Source organism: Neorhizobium sp. P1_A6, from assembly GCF_056406795.1.
Genome location: NZ_JBFTZM010000009.1, coordinates 78,985 through 103,615 on the forward strand (window position 1 = coordinate 78,985; position 24,631 = coordinate 103,615).

The following is a 24,631-nucleotide window of genomic DNA, read 5'->3' on the forward strand; positions in this document are numbered from 1 at the left end:
TAACCGTCAAAGTGAAGGACGGGAAGCAGACTTTTGCCCTTTGCAACGGGGATAAATTCTCCCGTTTTCCTGATAACCATCGGTTGTGGTCCGGAAATTGGCATTTCCGGAAGCGGTCGGTCTTTGTCAATGCGAATCCGGGTCCTGCATCCGGACCAAGGAGGTGGAAGAGTTCGGACGGCTCATGATGAGGATGAGAGCGTTCGTATATGTGGGGTGGCTCCTGCAAGCGCAGACCGTTCACGAGGCGGGCTGGGCGGGACTTTTGATCGGCTGCGAGGACGAGAGAGAGTTTTGAAAAAAGGGGACGGGCGGCGACGGTTCTCAATGATTGGGAATGGTTTTGCTATGCCTTGAAACGATGTTTGTTCTGGCGGCGTTAACGAGAACCGCCAGGCTACTAGATTTGGAAGGCGGCGAATTATGCATATGAATACTATATCGGCCCGTGCAGGTAATGGGGACCACGCACGGCAAGGATTTGATTCAAGTTGCTCCCAGGCGGCAGGGGAAACGACGGAGATGAAGCATAATGCTCTTTTTGAGCGGTTTAGCACGCGTTTGAAGGCACAGGTCGGCCAGGATGTTTATGCGAGCTGGTTCGGACGCCTGAAGCTGCATTCCGTTTCGAAGAGCGTTGTTCGGCTCACGGTTCCGACCACTTTTCTGAAATCCTGGATCAACAATCGCTACCTCGATCAGATCACCACCATATTCCAGGCGGAAGACGCGGAGATCCTGAAGGTGGAAATCTTGGTGCGCAGCGCAAGCCGCAACACCAAGGTACTTGTGGCAGGTGAAGAGCGCACTCTTGCGCCGGAGCCCGTCGTCGCAACCTCCTTCCCGCGCTCTCAGGCTCCCCGCGAGATCGGCAAGATTGCCGCTTTCCCGTCACCGTCGGCTTCTCCTGCCCGTTCGGCCCACGTTCCAGGCCCGCTGTTCGGCTCACCGCTCGATAGCCGCTTTACCTTTGATACGTTCGTGGAAGGTCCGTCGAACCGAGTAGCGCTTGCTGCCGCCAAGACGATCGCCGAAGCTGGCGCCAGCGCGGTCCGTTTCAATCCGCTGTTCATTCATTCCGGCGTCGGCCTTGGCAAGACGCATCTTCTGCAGGCGATCGCCAATGCGGCGGTCGGCAGCGAGCGCATGCCGCGGGTCGTCTACCTGACGGCGGAATATTTCATGTGGCGTTTCGCGACCGCGATCCGTGACAATGATGCACTGACGCTGAAGGACTCGCTTCGCAATATCGATCTGCTGATCATCGACGACATGCAGTTCCTGCAGGGCAAGATGATCCAGAACGAGTTCTGCCATCTCCTGAACATGCTGCTCGACAGCGCCAAGCAGGTGGTGGTTGCCGCCGACCGTGCGCCCTGGGAGCTGGAATCGCTCGATCCGCGCGTTCGTTCACGTCTGCAGGGTGGTGTGGCGATCGAAGTCGAAGCGCCGGATTACGAAATGCGTCTCGAAATGATCAAGGGCCGCCTGGCGACTGCCCGCCAGGACGATCCGTCGCTGGATATCCCGGCGGAAATCCTCAGTCACGTGGCGAGAAATGTCACTGCCAGCGGTCGCGAACTGGAAGGCGCGTTCAATCAGCTCCTGTTCCGCCGTTCCTTCGAGCCCTCCCTTTCGATCGAGCGTGTCGATGAACTGCTCGCCCATTTGGTGGGTGCCGGCGAGGCCAAGCGCGTCCGCATCGAGGACATCCAGCGCATCGTCGCCCGCCATTATAATGTGTCGCGCCAGGAACTGGTCTCGAACCGCCGCACCCGCGTCATCGTCAAGCCGCGCCAGATCGCCATGTATCTGTCGAAAACGCTGACGCCGCGCTCCTTCCCGGAGATCGGGCGTCGTTTCGGCGGCAGGGACCACACGACCGTCCTGCATGCCGTCCGCAAGATCGAGGAGCTGATTTCGGGTGACACGAAGCTCAGCCACGAGGTAGAACTGCTGAAACGGCTGATCAACGAGAACAACGCTTAAAATCCATGTTTCTGCTTTCTGTTGCAATGATCTGGGCCGTGGCGTGCATAACGCCAGGGCCCAACACGCTTCTGATCATGCGTTATGCGCTGACCGCGCCGCGTCGCGTGCCGATTCTCGCGGCAATGGGGACCATTACAGGCACGTTCTGCTGGGGTCTTGCCGGGTGGCTGGGGATCAATGTCCTCTTCCAGGCGGCACCTTTCGCCTATGTGGCGTTGAAGATCGTCGGCGGACTTTATCTTGTCTGGCTCGGATTGAAGATATTCCTGGATGCGCGAAAGTCGCGCCAGTCGGCTGATATAGCGGCGGCGCGTATCGACGTGCCGCTCAAGACCGCCTATCGCATGGGCCTGGTGACTAATCTTGCCAATCCGAAATCGGCGCTGTTCGTTGCCAGCCTTTTTGCCGCGACCATGCCGGTTGGAACGCCCTTCCTCTATGGCTTGGCGGCGATCGCGGTCATGGTCACCGTTTCGACCATCTATTATTCCTTCCTCGTCGCGCTGATCACCCACCGGACGGTGGCCACAGCCTATCTGAAGGCGAAGAAGAAGATCGATCTGGGCGTCGGCATGGTTTTTGTCGGCTTTGGCACCAAGCTGCTGATGTCGCAGCGCTGAGGATCACGCATGGCCATGGAAAAGGATCCGACGGCGAGCTTCTACGGCGAAAACGCGGTGGCTTATGCGGAAAACTCCGTCCCGAGCACACGCCGCCTCGATAGCTTCCTGTCGAAACTTGTGCCTGGTGTCGCCATCCTCGAACTCGGCTGCGGCAGCGGGCGGGATAGCGAAGTCATGATCGCGCGAGGTTTCGTCGTCACGCCCACGGATGGCACGCCGGAGATGGCGCGGGAAGCCGCCAAACATCTGGGCAGGCCGGTTAGCGTGCTCCGTTTCGGGGATATCGACGCGGTCTCGGCTTTCGATGGCATATGGGCCAATGCCTGCCTGCTGCATGCGCCACGGGCGGAACTCGGCGGCATTCTCGGCCGCGTCCACGAGGCCTTGCGCCCAGGCGGCGTCTTCTATGCGAGTTTCAAGGCTGGCGAAGCCGAGGGACATGACGGTCTCGGGCGTTATTACAATTACCCGTCCAAGGCCTGGCTAAGTGCGGCCTACGAGGCTTTCGCCTGGACATCCGTCGATATCGATGAGGTACAGGGCAGCGGCTACGACAAGAAGCCGACCGACTGGCTGCATGTCCTGGCGGTAAAAGCTTAAGCGCCGGGTTTTCAGCAGGCGAGATCGGCCACGACAGCGTCAAGGATCAGCATACCGGACGGCGTGCAGCGCAGCCGCGAGTTGCCGATCCGCTCGATGAAGCCATATTCCAGCAACCTTTCCTCGCGGATCGGGTCGGGGTCCCGGCCGGAAAGCTGCTGCCAGCGGGCGAGATCGACGCCTTCCCGCAGGCGCAGGCCCATCAGCAGCAATTCGTCGGCCTGTTCTTCGAAGCCAAGGATTTCTTCGTCCAGCATGCCGTGGCCGACGCGTTCCACCTGTTCCAGCCAGGTTTCCGGACGACGTTCGGTGGAGGTCGCGATCTTGTTTCTGCCACGCATCAGCCGACCGTGGGCGCCGGGTCCGATGCCTGCATAGTCGCCGTAGCGCCAATAGGTCAGGTTATGGCGGCTTTCGGCACCGGGGCGGGCGTGGTTGGAAACCTCGTAGGCTGGCATGCCGAACCCCTCGGTAATCTGTTGGGTCGCCTCGTAGAGGGCAGCCGACTGGTCGTCATCCGGCACGATCAGCTTGCCGGCCTTGTGCAGGCCATAGAAGGGCGTGCCTTCCTCGATGGTGAGCTGGTAGAGCGACAAATGGTCGACCGCGTAGGAAACCGCTTCCTTCAGCTCCGCTTCCCAGGCCTCGACCGTCTGTTTCGGCCGGGCATAGATGAGATCGAAGGACATGCGCGGAAAGATCTCCCGCGCCAGTTTGATGGCCTTCAGCGCATCGGCAACGTCATGCAGCCGACCGAGGAATTTGAGGTCCGGATCGTTGAGCGCCTGGACGCCGAGCGAGACGCGGTTGACGCCGGCGGCCCGATAGCCGCGGAAGCGTGTCGCCTCGACGCTCGAAGGGTTGGCTTCCATGGTGATCTCGATGCCGTCGGGCACATGCCAATGCCTGGCAATGCCGTCGAGGATCGCCGAGACCGTGGCGGGGTCCATCAGAGACGGCGTGCCGCCGCCGAGGAAAATACTGGTGACGGTTTTCGGCCCGCTCATCCGTCGCATCACTTCCATCTCCTTCAGGAAGGCGGCGGTGAAACGCGGCTGGTCCACGGGCTGATGGCGTACATGGCTGTTGAAGTCGCAATAGGGGCACTTGGCCGCACAGAATGGCCAATGCACATAGACGCCAAAACCCGGCTCGCCGGTATCGGGCAGAAGCGTGTCGCGCAGAAGAGGAGCGGCTGAGTTCAAAATGCCTCAAGCCTCCAGGCAGGTTTCGACGAAACGCTTGAAGGCGCGGGCGCGATGCGAAAGCGCTTCCGGTTCGCCAGGTTTCCAGCCGTGTTTCTGATCACTACTCATTTCACCGAAGGTAATATCATAGCCTTCCGGTTGGAAGACCGGGTCATAACCAAAACCCTGGGTGCCGCGCGGCGGCCACACTACGGTGCCTTCCACTTCGCCCCGGAACATTTCCGTGTGTCCGTCAGGCCATGCGAGACAGAGAACGCTGACAAAGCGGCAACCGCGCTGTTCCGGCTTGGTCGCGCCGCGTTCTTCGAGCGCCTTCTCGACCTTTTCCATCGCCATCTGAAAATCGCGGCTGCCATCCTCACGTTCCGCCCAGTTGGCGGTGTAGACACCCGGCGCGCCGTCGAGCGCGTCGATGACAATACCGGAATCGTCAGACAGTGCGGGCAGGCCGGAGGCCCTGGCGGAGGCGAGTGCCTTGATCGCGGCATTTTCTTCGAATGTCGTGCCCGTCTCGTCCGGCTCTTCGAATTGCAATTCGGCGGCGGATTTGGCCGAGAAACCGAAGGGGCCGATCAGTTCGGCGATTTCGCGGATCTTTCCGGCATTGTGGCTGGCGACCACGATCGTCTTGGTATCGAGCTTGCGCATGATAATTCCTATTCGATATTCCAGAGCCTGGGCTCTGCGCATTCCAGGCTGTTGCCGGCCGGATCGCGGAAATAGATTGAGCGGGCACCGTTCGGCCAGCGGAAATCGCTTTCGATGGCAATCCCTGCCTTGTTGAGCTTTTCCCTGATCAAGTCAATCGCGTCGCCCGTCATGCGAAAGCAGACATGTCCCGGTCCCGTCGCGCCATGTGGCGGTACGGGCAGCGCATCGGCGGGCGGTGGCTTGATCGTCTCAGCCGGATTGAAGATCAGCAGGATCCCCGGCCCACAACGGAAGAACACATGTCTGGTACCAGCGCGCAGCACCTTCTCAAGGCCGAGAATGCCGCCGTAGAACGCTTCGGCGGCATCGAGATCGTCGGCGTAGAGCGCGGTTTCGAGAATGCCTTCAATCAAACCGCACCTCTTTCAGGTTCAGGCAATCGCCTGCTTCTGCATCGCCACCAGTTCCTGGGTGCCGTCCTGAGCGAGCGCCAGCAGCTTCAGGAACTCCTCCTGGCTGAAGGGCTTGCCTTCCGCCGTACCCTGCACCTCGACGATGCCGCCGGAACCGGTCATGACGAAATTGGCGTCCGTCTCGGCAGCCGAATCCTCGATATAGTCGAGGTCGATTACCGGCTGGCCGGCAAAGATGCCGCATGAGATCGCCGCGACATGGTCCTTCAGCACCTTGTCGACCTTGGTCATCGAGCGGGCTTCCATCCACTTCAGGCAGTCGTAGAGCGCAATCCAGCCACCGGTGATCGAGGCGGTGCGGGTGCCGCCATCCGCCTGGATGACGTCGCAGTCGATGGTGATCTGCTTTTCGCCGAGTGCTTCGAGATCGATGACGGCGCGCAAGGACCGACCGATCAGGCGCTGGATTTCCTGGGTGCGGCCGCCCTGCTTGCCGCTAGCGGCTTCGCGCTTCATGCGGTCGCCGGTGGCGCGCGGCAGCATGCCGTATTCGGCCGTCACCCAGCCTTTGCCGCTGTTGCGCAGCCACGGCGGCGTCTTTTCTTCAAGACTCGCGGTGCAGAGCACATGCGTGTCGCCGAACTTCACGAGGCAGGAACCTTCCGCGTGCTTGGAGAAATTGCGCTCGAACGAGACCTTGCGCATCTGGTTCAACTGTCTGCCTGAAGGCCGCATGCTTCACTCCCTGGATTTCTGTTTCCGCCTTCTACGGCCCCGGCCGAGCTTTTGCAAAGAAAAAGCCCTGATGAGTGTGCAAGCGAATGATCGTGGCTGGCGCAATTTTCCCTTTGGAGAAGGCGCGTCGAATGACTATATTTTGTCGAATGATCAACGGAACGGTGACGGTCTAGATGGGATTTTCGGCATCGACGGGTAGGGACAGCGGCTCTGTGCTCGATGACCGTTCGCGCGAAATTTTCCGCCGCATCGTGGAAAGCTACCTGGAAAACGGTGAGCCGCTAGGCTCCCGCAATCTTTCGCGGCTGCTGCCCATCTCTTTGTCGCCGGCTTCGGTGCGCAATGTGATGAGCGATCTCGAGGAGCTCGGCCTCATCTATTCCCCGCATATCAGCGCCGGTCGCCTGCCGACCCAGTCGGGGCTCCGGTTTTTCGTTGACGCCTTCATGCAGGTCGGGGACCTGTCGGCCGAGGAACGTGCCAATATCGATCGGCAGATCCGCCCGGCCGACCGAGATCAGCCGATGGAAAGCCTGATGGCGGAGGCTAGCCGCATGTTGTCGGGGGTCTCGCGCGGCGCCGGCATCGTCATCACCACCAAGAGCGATCCGGTTCTCAAGCATGTCGAGTTTATCCGCCTGGAGCCGACCAAGGCGCTCGCCGTGCTGGTCGGCGATCACAACCAGGTCGAAAACCGCATCATCGAATTGCCCGCCGGCGTGACCTCGTCGCAGCTGACCGAGGCGGCGAATTTCCTCAATGCCCACCTGAGCGGCCAGACGCTGCCGGAACTGCGTGGCCAGCTGAAGACCCTCAAGGACCAGGTCCAGGGCGAGCTTTATGCGCTCTCGCAGGAACTGGTCGAGCGCGGTCTGGCGGTCTGGTCCGGCGACAGCGAGGAAGGAAAGCCGACCCAGCTGATCGTCCGCGGCCGGGCCAATCTGCTCGAAGGCCTGGCGGATGTTGCCGATCTCGATCGTTTGCGGCTGCTTTTCGACGATCTCGAAAAGAAGGACAGTCTGATCGAGATTCTTGATCTCGCCGAAAAGGGGCCGGGCGTCCGGATCTTCATCGGCTCGGAAAACAAGCTGTTTTCGCTTTCCGGCTCGTCGCTCATCGTGGCGCCTTATCGCGACGGCGAGGACCGCATCGTCGGTGCCGTCGGTGTCATCGGGCCGACGCGGCTCAATTATTCCCGCATCGTGCCGATGGTGGATTACACCGCGCAGCTGCTTGCCAGGCTGTCGCGCTGAATTTTGCGGCCGGACCGGCCCAAGTTTCCCAGCAAGCCTTGATTTTTCCACCTTAAACCTCGATATCGGGCACAAATCCAAGCCCGTAAATCGAAGTCAAGAATAACCGGAGACCGTCATGACCGACGAAACCAACAAGAACGGACCTGACGCAACTGCCGCGGAGAACGCCGCGGAAGCCGTAGCATCTGCTCTTGAGGACGCGGCCAACCAGAAGAATGCCGAGGCGCCTGCCGCCGAACCTGATCCGCTGGAATTGCTGAAGGCCGAAAACAACGAGTTGCGCGACCGCTTCCTGCGGCTTGCCGCTGAGATGGATAACTTGCGCCGCCGCACCGAACGCGAAATCAAGGACGCTAAGTCCTATGCGGCGGCCGGCTTTGCACGCGACATGCTCGCCGTTTCGGACAACCTGCGCCGGGCGCTGGACGCCGTGCCGACCGAAATGCGCGCCACGGCAGATGCCTCGCTGACCACGCTCCTGGAGGGCGTCGAGATGACTGAACGCTCGATGCTGTCCGCTCTGGAGCGCCACGGCGTGAAGAAGATCGATCCTGAAGGCCAGAAGTTCGACCCGAACTTCCACCAGGCTATGTTCGAAATCCCGAACCCTGCTGTCCCGAACAATACCGTCGTCCAGGTCGTCCAGGCCGGTTTCACGATCGGTGAACGCGTGCTGCGGCCCGCTATGGTCGGTGTCGCAAAAGGTGGACCGAAGGCGGAAGCCTCTGCAGAAGCCGCTGGTGAGAAAAGCGCCTGAAGTCTTTGAGGAGCAGGCGATAAGCCTGCTTCTCATTTCAGCCCGGACACTCCCGTTGGTGTTTGCTCGTCGGACTGGCGATTGTTCCTGATCCGTTGAGTTTCCACGCATAATCCCCGCGAAATGCGGCTCAAAAACAAAACCGCCCGGCGCTTTGTCAGCAGCCGAGCGGTTCGTTTCGTCCCCACGAATGTATATGCCGTCAGGCGGCGTGGTTGGCCTGTTCCTCATTGAGGAATGCATAGATCGCCGAAGCGGAATCGGTTTTGCGCAGCTTGGCGACGAGATCCTGGTCGCGCAGGACGCGGGCGATGCGCGACAGGGCCTTCAGGTGATCGGCGCCGGCGCCTTCGGGTGCCAGCAGCAGGAACACCAGATCGACCGGCTCGTCGTCGAGCGCTTCGAAATCGACCGGCGCTTCAAGACGCGCGAAAATACCCTTGATCGACGAGATGCTGTTGAGCTTGCCGTGCGGGATGGCGATGCCGTGGCCGACGCCGGTGGAACCGAGCCGCTCGCGCTGCAGGATGATGTCGAAGATTTCTCGTTCGCTCACGCCCGTCAACTTGGAAGCCTTGGCCGCCAGCTCCTGCAATAGCTGCTTTTTGGAGTTTACCTTTAGGGCAGGAATAATCGCATCTTGCTGCAGCAAATCTGCCAATGCCATTCTCTTCATCCTTCGTGCCGCAAGAGCTTGTGCCCTAGGCGAAGGGGAGCGCCGTCTCCGACGCTCTCCCCAAGTTGTTAGTTCTTGATATTGGTGGAATCGATCCAGCCAATATTGCCGTCATTGCGGCGGTACACAATGTTCAGATGTTCCTTGCCGGGGCTACGGAACAGAAGAACAGGCTCGTCTGTCATATCAAGTGCCATGACGGCGCTTGCGACCGTCATCGTCTTCAACTGCTTCGAACTTTCCGCGACGATGGTCGGCGCGAAATCCTCGGGCACTTCCTCCCCTTCATCCGGTACGCTGTCCATAACAGTGTAGGCAACTTCCGCATAACCATTCACATGGTTGCCGGCATGATGATCCTTGAGCCGCCGCTTGTAGCGGCGCAGACGTTTTTCGATCCGCTGTGCTGCGGCATCGAAACTGATCTGCGGATCATTCGCCTCGCCAGCCGCATGCAGGACGATCCCGGTATCGAGATGCACCTTGCAGTCGGCAGAAAAGCGCGAACCAGCCTTTTCCACGATGACTTGGCCTGAGTAGCCTCCGTCGAAGTATTTTGTAACCGCTTCTCCGATTTGGTCCTCGATCCTTTGACGGAACGAATCGCCAATTTCCATATGCTTACCGGATACACGCACACTCATGGAGTTCTTCCTTCTTGTCGTGACTTGCGTGTTCCAGTCTACGCCAAGCCGTCCCCGCATCCAAGCCGTTCACATGCGACTGGGCCAAATTGCTGCAATCGATGCCTGTCTGGATAATGGGATACGTTTTCGTGCCATGCCCCGTGCAGTTGCGGCGGGCTTCTAGCGCCCGATGTTTTAAATGTCAACGGCAGCGGACCTCGGGACTTCTACGTAGGCCTGTGGAAACCCGGGTGTTTCGCCGGTATCTCAGAACGCCGCGACCCCCGCGATCGCACGCTTTTCGCGGCGGCGCTGGACGGACGAAGGAATGTTCATCGCCTCGCGGTATTTCGCGACGGTCCGGCGCGCGAGCTCGACCCCGCCGCGTTTCAGGCTGACGACGATATCGTCGTCGGAGAGCACCGTCTCAGGCGTTTCCTGGGCGATCAGCAGGCGAATCCGATGGCGCACGGCCTCCGCCGAATGGCTGTCGCCGCCCTCTTCGACCGAGCCGATCGACACCGTGAAGAAATATTTGAGCTCGAACAGCCCCCGCGGCGTCAGCATGTATTTGTTGGAGGTTACGCGGCTGACCGTCGATTCATGCATCTTGATCGCTTCGGCGACGGTCTTGAGGTTGAGCGGGCGCAGGTGATCGACGCCGTGCATCAGGAAGGCATCCTGTTGCCGGACGATTTCGGCGGCCACTTTCATGATCGTCTTGGCCCGCTGGTCGAGGCTGCGCGTCAGCCAATTGGCGTTCTGCATGCATTCGGAGAGAAAGTTGTGGTCGTCCCCGTTTTTCGGGCAGTGCTTGGACACCGTCTGGAAATAGCTGTGGTTTACCAGGACACGTGGGAGGGTGTCCGGATTGAGCTCGACCATCCAGCTGCCGTCGGGCGCTGCACGCACGACGATATCCGGCGAAATCGTCTCAGACATGCCGCGCTCGAAGCCGGCGCCGGGCTTCGGGTTGAGGCAGCGGATTTCTGCCAGCATGTCGATGAGGTCTTCGTCGCCGACGCCGCAGATCTTTCGAAGCGAGGCGAAGTCGCGTTTGCCCAGCAGATCCAGATGTCTGATCAGCGCATCCATGGCCGGGTCGAGCCGGTCTTTTTCCCGAAGCTGGATTGCCAGACATTCGCTGAGCGATCGCGCGAAGACGCCCGGCGGATCGAGCGTCTGCAGCGAGCGGAGGATGGCTTCTACATTCTCGGCGCTTTTGCCGAGGCGGGCGGCAATCTCCTCGATGTCGCCGAGCATATAACCGGCCTCGTCCAACTGATCGACGAGATGCTGGGCAATCAGGCGGTCGGCCGCATCGACGATCAGGAAGGGGATCTGCTGGTTCAGGTGATCGCGTAGCGTCACTTGGCCGGCGACGAAATCATCCAGGTCGTAGTCTTCGCCGGCATCGCCGCCCGGCATCGATTTCCATTGGCTGAGCAGTTCCGGGGCGTCGGCGCGCCGCGCCGGGCCATCGTCGGGGAAGACGTTTTCGAAGCCCGTGTCGAGCCCTTCGCCAAGCCTTTCGGCGCTGATGGAGGAGGACCCCTCGTACCAGCCGCTATCGACTTCGGCCACTGCCGAACTCTCGCGGCCTTCGGTCGGGTCAAAGTCGTCGGCGGTTTCGAAGCCTGTTTCCGCGTCGTTTTCGCTCTCGTTTGACGTAATTTCGAGCAGCGGGTTCTTTTCGACTTCCTGGGCGATGAACTGGTTGAGTTCGAAATGCGTCATCTGCAGCAGCTGGATGGATTGCATCAGCTGCGGCGTCATCACCAGCGATTGGGTTTGGCGTAGGAAAAGATTAGCGGATAAACCCATGGCGGACGCGAAACTCCCGTGCAATCCCCTTGAACCACCCGGTCATGGATGGCGGACGCTCGTTTTCGGCCAAGCCCCCACAAGGCCAAATTTGCATCTGGCACAAGAATTGCTTTTTTGAAAGATTTGGTCAAGCGCTGCAGTGCGGGAAAGTAAATTTCTTTGGCGCGCTGCAGCGACCGGAGCAGCGTCTAGAGGCTGAACTTGTCGCCGAGGTAGAGGCGGCGGACGTCCGGGTTGTTGACAATATCGTCCGCCCGGCCGTGGGTCAGCACTTCGCCCGCATGGATGATGTAGGCCCGGTCGATCAGGCCCAAAGTCTCGCGGACGTTGTGGTCCGTTATCAGAACGCCAATCCCGCGTGCCGTCAAATGGCGCACGAGGTTCTGGATGTCGGAAACCGAAATGGGGTCGACGCCCGCAAAAGGTTCGTCGAGCAGCATGAAGGCGGGGTCGGTCGCCAGCGCTCGGGCAATTTCAAGGCGCCGGCGCTCACCGCCGGAAAGCGCAACGGCCGCCGTTTTCCGAAGCTGGCTGATATGGAACTCTTCCAGCAGTTCGTCGAGCTTGCGTTCCCGCTTGTCCTTGTCGGGCTCGTGGACTTCCAGCACCGCCCGGATGTTTTCTTCGACGGTCAGGCCGCGGAAGATCGATGCTTCCTGCGGCAGATAACCTACGCCCAACCGGGCGCGGCGATACATCGGCATGCGGGTGACTTCGTTGCCGTTGATCGCAATCATGCCTTCGTCCACCGGCACCAGGCCGGTGATCATGTAGAAGCAGGTCGTTTTGCCCGCGCCGTTCGGCCCGAGCAGTCCGACGGCCTCGCCACGGCGCACGACCAGCGACACGCCGTTGACGACGCGGCGCGTGTCGTAGGTCTTCGAAAGCCCATGCGCGACAAGCGTGCCCTCGTAGCGCGCTTTATCGCGTACGACGAAGGGTTCGGGCGCGGACGGCTTCCTTGCCGACAGACTGGTGATGAACGGTATTTTCACGTCAAATGTCTATTATTGCTTCGGTCGCGATTTCGGATCGAGCAGGATCTCGACACGCCCGCCACAGGCGTCAAGCTTGGCCTGGCCGGTTTCCATCAGGACGGTGAGTTTGCAGCCCTTGAAGACGTTGGGACCTTCAGACAGCACGACCTGTTTGCCGGAAAGCACGAAGGTTTGGGATTTCATGTCGAACTCGCCCTTCTCGGCGGTCGCCTGCTGCGTTCCCGAGGTCAGAAATACCGTCTCGTCGAGGAATATCTTGTCGATATTGGCGTTGCCCGAGGTCACCGAGCCACCTTCACCCGTATAAAGAACCGTCATCTTGCCCGCCTTCATCGTGGTCGTGCCCTGCACGACTTGGACGTTGCCGGTAAAATAGGCCTTCTTTTCCTGCTCCTTGATCTCGAGTTGGTCACTCTGGATCTGGATCGGTTGGTCGCCGGAAAGCTTCAGGCCTTCCATCTGGCTGGTGGTCGTCTGGGCATGTGCGGTCGCTGCTAGACAGGAAATAAATCCTGCCGCGATCAGAACTGCGGCATTGCGTGTAAGAAGGCGGCGATTGATCATGACGGCCGGGCTCTACTTGCCTTGGTTGCGGATGGTGGCTGGATCGAGATGGACGCGAACCTGGCCTTTGAAGGTGATGGTATGTCCCTTATCCGTTATCTTTAAAGACTCTGCAACGATAGAGCCTTCTTTCATGGCGATATCGACGTGCTCGGGTGAATTCATCACACCAGCGTTGATATCAAGATGGGCGGACTTGAAGCGGGCGGTGATCCCGTTGCTCAGATTGACATCGAACGGGGAGTTGAGATCGAGCATGTCCGTGCCGCGGTCGAAGTCGGCGCCGGTCGCGATGACCCGCGCGATAACGTCGTCGTTGACCGGTACGGTGGCCTTGACGTCCTCGAGCGTGATCATATTCGAGTTCTTGATATCCTGCAGCGCACGGCTGGCGGTCATCGAGTAGCTGATGCCGTCCTTGTTGCGACCAGAGATCGCCGGTCGTTCCATGACGATCTTGCCGTTTTCGATCCGCGCGTTTTCAATCGAAAGGTTTTCCGGCAGGTAGGCGCGGACGATTGAGATAGCGATGAAGGCGGCAGAAATCACGCCGGCCAGGATCGGCAGCAGTATCTTGAGCTTACGCACGAGCGAGGAATGCGCCAGCGCCGCCTGGTAGGCATCCGCGCGCGGCTCCAGCGCCGCAGTAAAGCCTGCCGTTTTTCGAATATGCTGCAGCATGAGTGCCGGGTTGTTCCTTCTAGCTCGTTTCCACGCCCCATCTCGGCAATGCCGATGGAACCGGTAGGAGCTTTGCTTTGTCCGCCAATATGGTTTTTATTCAATCAACAAACAATAATGGGCAACATAAAAACGTGATGTGAGCCGCTGCAAAACGCGCTAGAGAGCCTATTTAGCAACGACGGTTCGTCTCGAAGGGTGATTTTATGGATCAAATGGCAATCGCGGACCGGCGCTCCCTGCGCCGCAAGCTGAGTTTCTGGCGGGTCGTTGCACTTGTCTTCCTGGTCGGTATCGGTTTTGCGCTCTATCGTGCCGTTGCCGGCGAGAGTGCCGGATCCGCCTTGCCTCATGTCGCCCGCATCGAAATCTCTGGTTTGATCACCGATGACAAGGAATTGCTGGAGCGGCTCGCCAAGATTGCCGAAAGCAGCCAGGCCAAGGCGTTGATCGTCTCGATTTCCTCGCCGGGCGGGACGACCTATGGCGGCGAACGCATCTTCAAGGCGATCCGCAAGGTTTCCGAAAAGAAGCCGGTCGTTTCCGATATCCGTACGCTGGCCGCATCTGCCGGCTATATGATTGCCACCGCCGGCGACCAGATCGTCGCGGGCGAAAGCTCGATCACCGGCTCGATCGGCGTGATCTTCCAATACCCGCAGGTCGACGAGGTGATGAAGAAGGTCGGCGTCTCGCTGGAAGAGATCAAGTCGGCGCCGCTGAAGGCCGAGCCGTCGCCCTTCCATCCCGCGAGCGAGGAAGCCAAGACGATGATCCGCAGCATGGTGATGGACAGCTATGCCTGGTTCGTCGATCTCGTTGCCGATCGCCGCAAGATGCCGCGCGACGAGGTGCTGAAGCTCGCGGATGGCACGATCTTCACCGGTCGTCAGGCGCTCAATGTCAAGCTGGTCGACAAGCTTGGCGGCGAGGAGGACATCCGCGACTATCTGGAATCACGGGGCATCTCGAAGGACCTGCCGATCGTGGACTGGAAGGAGCGTAAATCTTCCTCGTCCTTCTGGCTCGCGAGTGCCATCAGCGAGGTGTTGAACCTCTCCGGTCTCGGCCAGGCAATCACTCCCGACGTCCTTCGCGTCTTCGGCGCCGACAAGTTGTTTCTTGACGGTCTTGTCTCCGTTTGGCAGGTTGGGCGCGGTTAAAAATCTAAACTTTTCAGGGGGCAACCGTGATCAAGTCAGAACTGGTGCAGATCGTTGCGGCTCGCAATCCGCATCTCTACCACCGCGACGTCGAGAACATCGTCAATGCCGTGCTCGACGAGATCACAGATGCCCTGGCAGGCGGAAATCGTGTCGAACTGCGAGGCTTCGGCGCGTTTTCGGTGAAGAATCGTCCCTCACGGTCCGGTCGCAACCCGCGCACCGGCGAGAGCGTCTTTGTCGAAGAGAAATGGGTTCCTTTCTTCAAGACAGGCAAGGAATTGCGCGAGCGCCTGAATCCGGGTCTCGACGACGAAGAGGATTGATCCTTCGCGCGCGGCTTTCGCCGCCCTTGAAACCCCACAAAGCGCGCCTATTCTGCAACAGATGCTGGCAAAACAGCAGACAGTCTGCTGCCGGAGATTCAGATGGATAAGTTCAAAAGGATCGTCTCGCTCGTGGTCTTCGTGCCGCTCGGCATCGTGCTGATCGTGCTCGCAGTCGCGAATCGCCAGATGGTCACCCTGGCGCTCAACCCCTTCCGGCCTGAAGACGGCATGTTGGCGGTCAGCGCACCCTTTTTCCTGTTTCTGTTCCTGGCCTTGCTGATCGGGATGTTCATCGGCTCGTTCGTGACCTGGTGGAGCCAGGGCAAACATCGCAAACAGGCTCGCGTCGAAGCACGCGAAGCGGTCCGATGGCAGAACGAGCACAAGGCTGCCGTCGCTGGACGGCCGGCCTCGGCGCAACTTCCTTCGAAATGAATTCAGGCAAAGTAAATTAGGCTTGCGCGGCTTTGGCCACCACGGCCTTGTTGAAATCCGCGAAAAACTGGCCGGCGAGCTTCTGCGATGTCGAATCGATCAGTCGCGAGCCGAGCTGCGCGATCTTGCCACCCACCTGAGCTTTGGTGGAGTAACGAAGCAGCGTGTCGCTGCCGTCGTCGACCAGCGTGACAGTGGCGGAACCCTTGGCGAAACCTGCGATGCCGCCCTTGCCTTCGCCTGAGATCGTGTAGCTTTCCGGCGGGTTGATGTCGGAGAGGGTCACCTCGCCGGAAAAGCTCGCCGAGACCGGACCGACCTTCAGCTTGACGGTTGCCGAAAGCTCGGTTGGAGACTTCTGTTCGAGCGTCTGGCAACCGGGGATGCACTGGCGAAGGATTTCCGGATCGTTCAACGCCGCCCAGACCACTTCGCGGGGTGCTGCAATACGTTCTTCGCCGCCCATATCCATGTGATGATCCTCCGTCCACCGTTGCTAGACTTATTGCAAGGGCGATGATCTTTGCCAAGGGGGACAAAAGGCGGACACGCCGGGGCCTCAATAAAACACGCCGCCATCGGCTCCCCGGCTTTGAAGAATGGCCGGCAAATGCTATCTGCTGCCCAAGTCTCAAAAATCCAAGCGGATGAACGTATTGAAGAACAAGGAAAGGCGGCCGGGTGAAAAAACCCGGAGCGAGGCCGGCAACAGGTCCTCCCGCGGGTACGCCGCCGCAAAACCAGCGGCAGTCAAGCAGGTCCCGCGGCCGCAGGAAAGGGCCGCGAAACCCGCGCCGGCCGCAGCACCGGCGGAAACCCGCCCGCTTTTGCCGCGCAGCGGCGAGCGGCCGCCCGAGCGCGTGCCGATCATTCTCGAATCGTCCGGTGCCGGTGATTTTCACCTGGTCGACAGCGGCAACGGGCTGAAACTCGAGCAATACGGTCCTTACCGCATCGTCCGGCCGGAAGCCCAGGCGCTCTGGCAGCCGTCACTTCCCGCCCACGTCTGGGAAAAGGCGGATGCACTCTTCACCGGCGATACGGATGAGGACGGCATGGGTCGCTGGCGCTTCACCAAGGAAGCCCTTGGCGAAACCTGGCCGTTGTCGCTGCTCGGCACCGATTTCCTCGGTCGCTTCACGTCCTTCCGCCATGTCGGCGTCTTCCCGGAGCAGATCGTCCACTGGGAGTGGATGAAGAACCGCATCGAGGAGGCAAAACGCCCGGTGAAGGTACTGAACCTGTTCGGTTATACGGGCGTCGCCTCGCTGGTCGCGGCAGCTGCCGGCGCCGAAGTTACCCATGTGGATGCCTCCAAGAAGGCGATCGGCTGGGCGCGGGAAAACCAGGCGCTCGCCCGCCTCGACAAGGCGCCGATCCGCTGGATCTGCGAGGATGCCATGAAGTTCATCCTGCGCGAGGAGCGTCGCGGCAACCGCTACGATATCATCCTCACCGATCCGCCAAAATTCGGCCGGGGCCCGAATGGTGAAGTCTGGCAGCTTTTCGATCATTTGCCGCTGATGCTCGACATCTGCCGCGAACTGCTGTCACAGAAGGCGATCGGCTTGGTGCTGACCGCTTATTCCATCCGCGCCAGCTTCTACTCCATCCATGAACTGATGCGCGAGACGATGCGCGGCGCCGGCGGCGTCGTGGAATCGGGCGAGCTCGTCATCCGTGAGGCGGGGCTGGACGGCAAGACGCCGGGCCGCGCGCTTTCCACATCTCTTTTCAGTCGCTGGGTGCCGGCATGACCGACGATTTTCAGAAATCCGGACCACGACGGGTCGGTCAGGTGAAGGAAGTCACTTCGCTTTCCAATCCGATCATCAAGGACATCAAGGCGCTCACCAACAAGAGAGACCGCGAAGAGAGCGGCACCTTCATGGCCGAGGGCCTGAAGCTCGTCATCGACGCATTGGAGCTCGGCTGGGAAATCCGCACGCTGGTCTATGCCAAGGCGGCCAAGGGCAAGGCGCTTGTCGAGCAGGTGGCGGCCAAGACAGTCGCCCATGGCGGGCTGGTGCTGGAGGTCAGTGAGAAAGTGCTCTCGTCGGTCACCCGCCGCGACAATCCGCAGATGGTCGTCGGCATTTTCGAGCAGCGCTGGAAAAGGCTCGATGATCTGAGGCCGGGCAGGAACGAGACGCTGGTGGCGCTCGACCGCGTACGCGACCCCGGCAATCTCGGCACCATCATCCGCACCGCCGATGCCGCAGGTGCTACCGGGGTCATCATGGTCGGCGAATGCACAGACCCGTTTTCGCTGGAAACCGTGCGCGCCACCATGGGTTCGGTCTTCGCGGTGCCGGTCGTCAAATGTTCGCCGGAAGAATTCCTGATCTGGCAGAAGCGCTCCGGCACCCAGGTCGTGGCGACCCATCTTGCCGGCGCCGTCGATTATCGCACCGTGGATTATTCGAAAAAGCCGGTCGTGCTGCTAATGGGCAACGAGCAGTCCGGCCTGCCGGACAATCTTGCCAGGGCCGCCGATCGCACCGTTCGCATTCCTCAGCAGGGCAGGGCGGACTCGCTCAACCTCGCCGTCGCGTCCGCCGTGATGCTCTTCGAGGCCCGCCGCCATCTGCTGACCCTGGACGACAAGAAATGACCGCACGCGCAGCCCTTCTTTCGCGGCCTCCGGTGGCTCTGATCGTCATCGTCCTCGCCGTCATTCTCGATCAGGTGGTGAAGATTGCCGTCGAGAATTATCTTCCGATGCAGGAAGCAGTGCCGCTGGTGCCGCTTTTGGCGCTCTACCGTACCTATAATCTCGGCGTCGCCTTTTCCCTTCTGTCCGGCATGGAGCGGGAATTCATCGTCGGCATGCGGGTGCTGATCGTCGCCTTCGTGCTCTGGCTCTGGCGCCGCACCCCGAAGGAGCGGCCTTTCGCCCATGCCGGGTTCACGCTGATCATCGCTGGCGCGATCGGCAACCTGATCGATGGTTTCGCCTATGGTCACGTGATCGACTACATCCTGCTCCACACCGAGACCTGGTCCTTCGCGGTCTTCAACCTGGCGGACAGTTTCATCACCATCGGGGCAGGCCTGGTGATCCTCGACGAGCTGGTCGGGCCGAAAAAGGTCGATCAGTAAAATTTTACCTGATTGCTCTAAGGATTGGGAAAGAAACCTCGTTAGTCTTTCCCAATGCGAGATATTGCCGACATACATGAACGTATCTCCAAGGCGTTCGGGTCTTCCCCGGCGGCCGACATGGCCGAACCCGTGGTCGAAAAGGTCGTGCCCGCATTTGGCGTGCAGCGGGGTGAGGGAAAGCCTGCATCACGCAGCGTATTTGCCTCGTTCTTTTCCCGGATCTCCGAGTGGCGCCGTCAGCGCACGGTGCCCCGGCTCCAGCACGCCTTGAAGAATGCCGAGGCGGCCAGCGCTGCGAAATCCCGGCAGATCGCCACCGTCGTCCATGAAATCCGCACGCCGCTCAACGGCATTCTCGGCATGACCCATCTTCTCGGCCAGACCAAGCTGACGGCGGAACAGCAGAACTATCTGAGCGGCATTCGCCAGTCCGGTTATGCCCTGGCGCAGCTCGTCGAAGATCTCCTCGACTATTCGACGCTGGAAGCCGGCCGTTTCCGGCTCAACAACCGGGCGGAAAATCTCCGTCATCTCATCGAAAACGTGGTCGAGATGCTGGCGCCGCGCGCCCATGAGAAGCGGATCGAGATCGCCGCGACGGTGGCCGCTGATCTGCCCGACCTCCTCGATTTCGATCCGGGACGTATCCGGCAAGTGCTTTTCAACGTCATCGGCAATGCCGTGAAATTCACCGCCCATGGCGGCGTACTGGTGCAGGCTGCGGTCGATGACGGCAATGTCGCTATCGCCGTCATCGATACCGGTCCCGGCATGGCGCCAGAGGAGCTGAACCAAGTTTTCGGTGAGTTCGAGCAGGCAGGCTCCGCGGAGGCCCGCAGCGGCGGCACCGGCCTCGGTCTAGGCATTGCCTCCCGCATCCTGGCGGAGTTCGGCGGATCGCTTTCCGTCGCCAGCCAGAAGGGGGCCGGCAGCACGTTCACCATCCGCTTCCCCTTGCATTTCGCAGAAACGGCGCAATCGGGCACAGGCGAACGCAACCAGTTGCTCGCGATGTCCCGCGTTCTGCTTCTGGCGCCGGAAGGGCCAGCCGCCAAGGCGACGGTCGCGACGATCGAAACGCTTGGCGGCCGCTGCCGGCACGTCGCCAACACGGCCGACGCGCAGATGCTAATCGACCGCGCCGAGACAGGGCCGCTGGCCTATACCGACCTGATCGTCGATCACCGGCTTGCCTCCGATTATGCCAATGAAAAGGCGCATGCGCCGCTTCATCGCATCCTGCTCGTCAACCCGGAGGAACGCGCTTCCCAGCCTCAGGATTTCTTCGATGCCTGGCTCATCCGGCCGCTCCGGGAAAAATCCCTGATCGATGTCTTGAGCGGCCGCCTGCGCGGCTTCGGCACACGCGACGCGCTCAACGATAACCAGGCCATGCCGCCGCCGCCCGTCATCGAAAAGCATGGCGAAGGGCTCGACGTGCTGCTCGGCGAGGACGATCCCGTCAATGCGCTGATCATCCGCTCGGTTCTGACAAAGGCCGGACATCGCGTCCGTCTCGTCGGTGATTTCCCCACCCTGATCGAGGCGGTACTCAACCGGGACACGCCGCTCGATCTCATCATTTCCGACATGTACATGCCTGGAGGGGATGTTTTCAACCTCCTGGCGGCACTGCGTGGCGAGGAGCAGAACGGCGTCCGGTCTCTGGTTCCGGTGATCGTGCTGACGGGCGAGAGCCGCGAGGCGACGCATCGCGAGGCGCTTCTGAACGGCGCCAGCCGTGTCTTCGCAAAGCCGGTCGATCCGCTGACGCTACTGGAGGAGGTCCGAATTTTGGGAGTTCTCTCCACCGAGCGCCAACAGGCGCGTTGACGCGACCATTCCTGGAACCTATTATGACAATGGATGTCACGTTCTTGTCGCAGAGAAGTGATTTAAGGCGGTGATCAAACCGGGACGGGGAGAATCACCTTGGCAATCGAACTCCTGAACCGTGAAGTGATACCTGAAACAAACCAGGCGCCGGCCTCTGCTCCGGTAAGCGGCGATGTCTTCGGCCGCATTGGCACGCTCGAAACTCGGCTTGCCCGCAGCGAGCGTGAAATCGATGCCGCGCAGGCGGTTCGCTATCGCGTCTTCGTTGAAGAAATGCACGCGACACTTAGCCCCGACGCCATGCGCCGCCGCCGTGATGTCGATGCCTTTGATGCGATCTGCGACCACCTTCTGGTCGTCGACAATGCAATCGAGGGTGACATCGAAGATCAGATCGTCGGCACTTACCGCCTGCTGCGCCAGGAAGTGGCGTTAGCCAATAACGGCTTCTATTCGGCATCGGAATTCGACATCGAGCCGCTGCTTGCGCGTCATCCCGACAAACAGTTCATGGAGCTCGGCCGCTCCTGCGTACTGCCCGACTACCGTACCAAGCGCACCGTCGAACTGCTCTGGCAGGGCAATTGGGCCTATTCGCTGAAGCACGGCATGAACGCGATGTTCGGCTGCGCGTCCTTCCCGGGCGTTTCGCCCGAAGAACACGCCATGGCGCTGTCTTTCCTGCACCACACGGTCTCGACCAAGGGCGATTGGGCGGTTTCGGCACGGCCGGAACTCTATCGCCCGATGGACCTGATGCCGATGGAAGACGTCAACACTCGCAAGGCGCTTTCCTTGCTGCCGCCGCTGATCAAGGGATATCTGCGCCTCGGCGCCATGGTAGGCGACGGTGCGGTTATCGACCACGCTTTCAACACCACCGACGTTTTGATCGTCCTGCCGATCGCCTCGATCTCCGACCGCTACATCAGCCACTTCGGCGCCGATGCGGGACGTTTCGCGAGCTAACGGACAAGCCTTATGGGACCGTCGTATTGTGCGATGGTTTCATCCGAAGTCAGCAGCAGCATGCCTTCGGAAATACTCTGCGCGATGAGAATCCGGTCGAACGGGTCCTTATGGATCGGAGGTAGGCTCTCGACAGCGAGAGCATGCTCGGTGCTCACGTGTAATTCCTGAAATCCATTGTCGAGCAAAGCGCGATGTAAAAACGCGCGGGCTGATATTGAAACCACTACGATTGAGCGCTCGTTTGATAATCAGCTCCCAGAGGCTGGCGGCACTGAAGAAAAGCTCATTTTCCTCATCTTCAATGATGGCGCGCATTTCGTCGGTGAGCTTTGGCGCATCGTCGGCGAACCAAGCGAGGATATGAGAATCCGGGAGACTCTCATTCTCCGTAAAACGTCTCTTCAATTTCCTTGGCGAACATTGTGTCGAAATCGTCGGGAACGGATGCATAGCCTTTTAGAAAGCCAGCCCGTCTTTTCTTCTTCGGCGCTTCCTCCAGCGGCACGACCTTCACCATCAGTTTGCCGGCCTTGGCGATGACGAACGCTTCGCCGTTTGCTGCCTCTTCGACGAGGCGCGACAGATGGGTTTTGGCTTCATGAATGTTGATAGTTTTCACAAGCAAACCGCCGGGTGGACTTAGTTCAATAAACTTAGTCCACTCGGAGGTTGATTGCAAGAAAACCACTTACGTCCCGGCGTTGTAAGCCGCGATTGCTGCCATATTGACGATATCGCTGTCCTTGGCACCCATGGAGGTGATCTGTACCGATTTGTCGAGGCCGACGAGCAGCGGACCGATCACTGTCGAAGCGCCGAGTTCCTGCAGCATGCGGGTCGAGATCGAGGCCGAATGGATCGCCGGCATGACGAGCACGTTGGCTGTTCCCGAGAGCCGGCTGAACGGGTATTGCTCCATCCGGTGCGGGTTGAGCGCCACGTCCGCGGCCATCTCGCCGTCATATTCGAAATCCACGCGACGCTGGTCGAGGATCTTGACCGCCTCGCGAACCCGCTCCGAACGCTCGCCGATCGGCTGTCCGAAGGTGGAATAAGCAAGCATCGCGACACGAGGCTCGTAGCCCATTCGCTTTGCGACGCGCGCGGCTTCGACGGCGATATCGGCGAGATCCTCCGCATTCGGCATATCGTGGACGGCGGTATCGGCGACGAAGATCGTCCGGCCGCGTGAGATCACCAGCGATACGCCGATCACCTTGTGCCCTGGCTTCGGATCGATGCAGCGGCGGACGTCCTGAAGCGCCGTCGCATAATTGCGGGTCGTGCCGGTCACCATCGCATCCGCATCGCCGATGGCGACCATGGTCGCGGCGAAATGGTTACGATCGTTGTGGATCAGGCGCTGGACGTCGCGATAGAGGAAGCCTTCGCGCTGCAGGCGCGCGTAGAGATGATCGATATAGGCATCGAGCCGGTTGGAGAGACGCGCGTTGACGATTTCGACGCCGGTGCGGTCGAGGTCGATGCCCGCCTTTTCCGCCGTCGTGCGGATGACGTCGTCGCGGCCGAGAAGGATGGCAGTGCCGAGCTTCTGGGTGGTGAAGGAAATCGCCGCGCGCATGACCTGCTCTTCTTCGGCCTCGGCGAAGACAACCCGTTTCGGAAAGCGGCGAACGCGTTCGTAGATGCCCTGCGTCGTCGCGGCAATCGGATCGCGACGGGCGGAAAGTTCCCGGCCATAGGCGGCTAGGTCGGCGATGTTCTTGCGGGCGACGCCGCTTTCCATCGCAGCTTCCGCGACGGCAACCGGGATCGCCGAGATGAGGCGCGGGTCGAACGGAACGGGGATGATGTATTGTGCACCGAAGCGGGGGCGGTTGCCCTGGTAAGCGGCGGCGACATCATCCGGCACGTCTTCGCGGGCGAGATTGGCGAGCGCATTGACGGCAGCGATCTTCATCGCATCGTTGATCTGGCTAGCCCGCACGTCGAGCGCGCCGCGAAAGATATAGGGGAAACCGAGGACGTTGTTGACCTGGTTCGGATAATCCGAACGTCCGGTCGCCATGATTGCGTCGTCGCGAATGCGGGTGACCTCTTCCGGGGTAATTTCCGGATCGGGATTGGCCATCGCGAAGATGATCGGCCTGTCCGCCATCGAACGGATCATCTCTTCGGTAAAGGCGCCCTTTTGGGAAAGACCGAGCACGACGTCCGCGTCCTTCATGGCCTCGGCGAGGGTCCGCTTGGCGGTGTTCACCGCATGGGCGGACTTCCACTGGTTCATGCCTTCGGTACGGCCCTGATAGATGACGCCCTTGGTGTCGCAGAGAATGACATTTTCCGAATTGAAGCCCATCGCCTTGATGAGTTCGACGCAGGCGATCGCCGCGGCGCCGGCGCCGTTGCAGACGAGCTTGGTGGTCTTGAGGTCCCGGCCGGTCAGTTCCAGCGCGTTGATCAGGCCAGCGGCGGCGATGATCGCCGTGCCGTGCTGGTCGTCATGGAAAACCGGGATGTCCATCAGCTCGCGCAGGCGGCTTTCGATGATGAAGCACTCCGGCGCCTTGATGTCCTCGAGGTTGATGCCGCCGAAGGAAGGGCCGAGGAAGCGCACGCAGTTGATGAATTCGTCGACGTTTTCGGTGTCGACCTCAAGGTCGATCGCGTCGACGTCGGCGAAGCGCTTGAACAGCACGGCCTTGCCTTCCATCACCGGTTTCGAGGCGAGCGCCCCAAGATTGCCGAGACCGAGGATCGCCGTGCCGTTGGAGATGACGGCGACCATGTTGCCGCGTGTCGTGTAGTCATAGGCGGTTGCCGGGTTTGCGGCGATGGCCAAGACCGGCACGGCAACGCCCGGCGAATAGGCCAGCGACAGGTCGCGCTGGGTCGCCATCGGCTTGGTGGGATTGATTTCGAGTTTACCGGGGCGGCCTTCCGAATGGAAATCGAGTGCTTCCTGTTCGGTTACGGAAGCGCGCGAACGTGCGGCCTTCTCCGTGGCCTTGTCCTTAGCAGGCATGTCTCCTCCAGCTTTTTGTGGGCAGCCGTCCTCTAGGCCGCGGCAGATGTTGTCTTTCAGGTGTCTTCATCGATAGTGTCGCAAGTTCCAGCGCGCAACAAAAAATCGGTTCCGTGACCCAGTTTGAAAGATTCCCCATCGAGGCCCTGAATACTGCCGAGCTTGCCTCGGAGGAAAGTCGCGCGTCCGCAACGC

At 60.4% G+C, this 24,631-nt stretch carries 27 protein-coding genes; 13 read left to right on the forward strand and 14 right to left on the reverse strand.

Going from position 1 to position 24,631, the window contains the following annotated elements; translation table 11 throughout:
* The first annotated feature begins 423 nt into the window (after positions 1–423).
* From dnaA to AC1D3C_RS18750, 3 genes are read left to right on the forward strand one after another with little or no spacing between them, the layout of a single operon-like run.
* On the forward strand, positions 424–1,989 hold the full coding sequence (gene dnaA, locus AC1D3C_RS18740; protein WP_151040492.1) for a chromosomal replication initiator protein DnaA: 1,566 nt from the start codon (positions 424–426) through the stop codon (positions 1,987–1,989).
* A gap of 38 nt (positions 1,990–2,027) precedes the next feature.
* Entirely contained in the window at positions 2,028–2,612 is a 585-nt protein-coding gene (locus tag AC1D3C_RS18745; protein ID WP_477483931.1) for a LysE family translocator, read from the forward strand.
* A 9-nt stretch (positions 2,613–2,621) separates the two neighbouring features.
* A complete protein-coding gene (locus AC1D3C_RS18750) occupies positions 2,622–3,215 on the forward strand; it encodes a class I SAM-dependent methyltransferase (RefSeq protein ID WP_477483932.1) in 594 nt (197 codons plus the stop codon).
* An 11-nt stretch (positions 3,216–3,226) separates the two neighbouring features.
* Here the strand turns inward: AC1D3C_RS18750 and hemW are convergent, their stop codons facing one another.
* From hemW to rph, 4 genes are read right to left on the reverse strand one after another with little or no spacing between them, the layout of a single operon-like run.
* Positions 3,227–4,420, reverse strand: coding sequence for a radical SAM family heme chaperone HemW (hemW, locus tag AC1D3C_RS18755; protein WP_247031541.1), 1,194 nt, complete (start codon positions 4,418–4,420; stop codon positions 3,227–3,229).
* A gap of 6 nt (positions 4,421–4,426) precedes the next feature.
* Positions 4,427–5,071 (reverse strand): RdgB/HAM1 family non-canonical purine NTP pyrophosphatase, encoded by a 645-nt coding sequence (gene rdgB, locus AC1D3C_RS18760; RefSeq protein WP_038583328.1) that lies wholly within the window; start codon positions 5,069–5,071, stop codon positions 4,427–4,429.
* Positions 5,072–5,079: 8 nt separating this feature from the next.
* Positions 5,080–5,487 carry a VOC family protein gene (locus tag AC1D3C_RS18765; protein ID WP_477483933.1) on the reverse strand — a complete coding sequence of 136 codons (408 nt, stop codon included), beginning with the start codon at positions 5,485–5,487 and terminating at the stop codon, positions 5,080–5,082.
* Between the two features lie 18 nt (positions 5,488–5,505).
* On the reverse strand, positions 5,506–6,222 hold the full coding sequence (gene rph, locus AC1D3C_RS18770) for a ribonuclease PH (protein WP_038539100.1): 717 nt from the start codon (positions 6,220–6,222) through the stop codon (positions 5,506–5,508).
* Between the two features lie 176 nt (positions 6,223–6,398).
* On the opposite strand from rph, the gene hrcA reads away from it, so the two are divergent.
* Both hrcA and grpE read left to right on the forward strand, forming a co-directional pair.
* Positions 6,399–7,478, forward strand: coding sequence for a heat-inducible transcriptional repressor HrcA (hrcA, locus tag AC1D3C_RS18775; RefSeq protein ID WP_038539103.1), 1,080 nt, complete (start codon positions 6,399–6,401; stop codon positions 7,476–7,478).
* A 118-nt stretch (positions 7,479–7,596) separates the two neighbouring features.
* Positions 7,597–8,238, forward strand: a complete 642-nt coding sequence (gene grpE, locus AC1D3C_RS18780; protein ID WP_038539107.1) for a nucleotide exchange factor GrpE — start codon at positions 7,597–7,599, stop codon at positions 8,236–8,238.
* 202 nt (positions 8,239–8,440) lie between these two features.
* On the opposite strand, the gene ptsN is transcribed toward grpE, so the two are convergent.
* The 6 genes from ptsN to lptC form a co-directional block, all read right to left on the reverse strand.
* On the reverse strand, positions 8,441–8,905 hold the full coding sequence (gene ptsN, locus AC1D3C_RS18785) for a PTS IIA-like nitrogen regulatory protein PtsN (RefSeq protein ID WP_038539110.1): 465 nt from the start codon (positions 8,903–8,905) through the stop codon (positions 8,441–8,443).
* A gap of 77 nt (positions 8,906–8,982) precedes the next feature.
* Positions 8,983–9,558, reverse strand: coding sequence for a ribosome hibernation-promoting factor, HPF/YfiA family (gene hpf, locus AC1D3C_RS18790; RefSeq protein ID WP_038539113.1), 576 nt, complete (start codon positions 9,556–9,558; stop codon positions 8,983–8,985).
* Between the two features lie 249 nt (positions 9,559–9,807).
* Positions 9,808–11,364: an RNA polymerase factor sigma-54 gene (rpoN, locus tag AC1D3C_RS18795; protein ID WP_477483934.1), complete on the reverse strand. Its 1,557-nt coding sequence runs from the start codon at positions 11,362–11,364 to the stop codon at positions 9,808–9,810.
* 191 nt (positions 11,365–11,555) lie between these two features.
* On the reverse strand, positions 11,556–12,338 hold the full coding sequence (gene lptB, locus AC1D3C_RS18800; RefSeq protein WP_065814785.1) for an LPS export ABC transporter ATP-binding protein: 783 nt from the start codon (positions 12,336–12,338) through the stop codon (positions 11,556–11,558).
* A 36-nt stretch (positions 12,339–12,374) separates the two neighbouring features.
* On the reverse strand, positions 12,375–12,929 hold the full coding sequence (locus tag AC1D3C_RS18805; protein WP_038583353.1) for an LptA/OstA family protein: 555 nt from the start codon (positions 12,927–12,929) through the stop codon (positions 12,375–12,377).
* A 12-nt stretch (positions 12,930–12,941) separates the two neighbouring features.
* Entirely contained in the window at positions 12,942–13,610 is a 669-nt protein-coding gene (gene lptC / locus AC1D3C_RS18810; RefSeq protein WP_477483935.1) for an LPS export ABC transporter periplasmic protein LptC, read from the reverse strand.
* A 206-nt stretch (positions 13,611–13,816) separates the two neighbouring features.
* Between lptC and sppA the strand changes: the two genes are divergently transcribed.
* The 3 genes from sppA (at position 13,817) to AC1D3C_RS18825 (ending at position 15,537) form a co-directional block, all read left to right on the forward strand.
* On the forward strand, positions 13,817–14,773 hold the full coding sequence (gene sppA, locus AC1D3C_RS18815; protein WP_477483936.1) for a signal peptide peptidase SppA: 957 nt from the start codon (positions 13,817–13,819) through the stop codon (positions 14,771–14,773).
* 26 nt (positions 14,774–14,799) lie between these two features.
* The gene (locus AC1D3C_RS18820; RefSeq protein WP_007759833.1) at positions 14,800–15,099 is read left to right on the forward strand and encodes an integration host factor subunit beta; all 300 of its coding nucleotides are present in this window, start codon (positions 14,800–14,802) and stop codon (positions 15,097–15,099) included.
* A 102-nt stretch (positions 15,100–15,201) separates the two neighbouring features.
* Positions 15,202–15,537 (forward strand): lipopolysaccharide assembly protein LapA domain-containing protein, encoded by a 336-nt coding sequence (locus AC1D3C_RS18825; RefSeq protein ID WP_038539136.1) that lies wholly within the window; start codon positions 15,202–15,204, stop codon positions 15,535–15,537.
* Between the two features lie 16 nt (positions 15,538–15,553).
* Here AC1D3C_RS18825 and AC1D3C_RS18830 read toward each other — a convergent pair whose 3' ends face one another.
* Positions 15,554–16,009 (reverse strand): SRPBCC family protein, encoded by a 456-nt coding sequence (locus tag AC1D3C_RS18830; protein WP_038539139.1) that lies wholly within the window; start codon positions 16,007–16,009, stop codon positions 15,554–15,556.
* A 175-nt stretch (positions 16,010–16,184) separates the two neighbouring features.
* Here AC1D3C_RS18830 and AC1D3C_RS18835 point away from each other — a divergent pair, with 175 nt between their 5' ends.
* From AC1D3C_RS18835 to olsB, 5 genes are all read left to right on the forward strand, one after another.
* Positions 16,185–17,294 (forward strand): class I SAM-dependent methyltransferase, encoded by a 1,110-nt coding sequence (locus AC1D3C_RS18835; protein ID WP_477483937.1) that lies wholly within the window; start codon positions 16,185–16,187, stop codon positions 17,292–17,294.
* Positions 17,291–18,151 carry a TrmH family RNA methyltransferase gene (locus AC1D3C_RS18840; RefSeq protein WP_477483938.1) on the forward strand — a complete coding sequence of 287 codons (861 nt, stop codon included), beginning with the start codon at positions 17,291–17,293 and terminating at the stop codon, positions 18,149–18,151. The genes AC1D3C_RS18835 and AC1D3C_RS18840 overlap by 4 nt, the downstream gene beginning before the upstream one ends.
* A complete protein-coding gene (lspA, locus tag AC1D3C_RS18845; RefSeq protein WP_477483939.1) occupies positions 18,148–18,639 on the forward strand; it encodes a signal peptidase II in 492 nt (163 codons plus the stop codon). Before AC1D3C_RS18840 ends, lspA begins: the two co-directional genes overlap by 4 nt.
* 120 nt (positions 18,640–18,759) lie before the next feature.
* Entirely contained in the window at positions 18,760–20,475 is a 1,716-nt protein-coding gene (locus AC1D3C_RS18850; protein ID WP_477483940.1) for a hybrid sensor histidine kinase/response regulator, read from the forward strand.
* A gap of 99 nt (positions 20,476–20,574) precedes the next feature.
* On the forward strand, positions 20,575–21,447 hold the full coding sequence (gene olsB / locus AC1D3C_RS18855) for a l-ornithine N(alpha)-acyltransferase (protein WP_038539147.1): 873 nt from the start codon (positions 20,575–20,577) through the stop codon (positions 21,445–21,447).
* Here the strand turns inward: olsB and AC1D3C_RS18860 are convergent.
* The 3 genes from AC1D3C_RS18860 to AC1D3C_RS18870 form a co-directional block, all read right to left on the reverse strand.
* The gene (locus AC1D3C_RS18860) at positions 21,444–21,605 is read right to left on the reverse strand and encodes a PIN domain-containing protein (protein ID WP_477483941.1); all 162 of its coding nucleotides are present in this window, start codon (positions 21,603–21,605) and stop codon (positions 21,444–21,446) included. The two genes, olsB and AC1D3C_RS18860, sit on opposite strands and share 4 nt — an antisense overlap.
* Before the next feature lie 224 nt (positions 21,606–21,829).
* Positions 21,830–22,069, reverse strand: coding sequence for a type II toxin-antitoxin system Phd/YefM family antitoxin (locus AC1D3C_RS18865; RefSeq protein ID WP_477484029.1), 240 nt, complete (start codon positions 22,067–22,069; stop codon positions 21,830–21,832).
* 69 nt (positions 22,070–22,138) lie between these two features.
* Entirely contained in the window at positions 22,139–24,436 is a 2,298-nt protein-coding gene (locus AC1D3C_RS18870) for an NADP-dependent malic enzyme (protein WP_038539157.1), read from the reverse strand.
* Between the last annotated feature and the right edge of the window lie 195 nt (positions 24,437–24,631).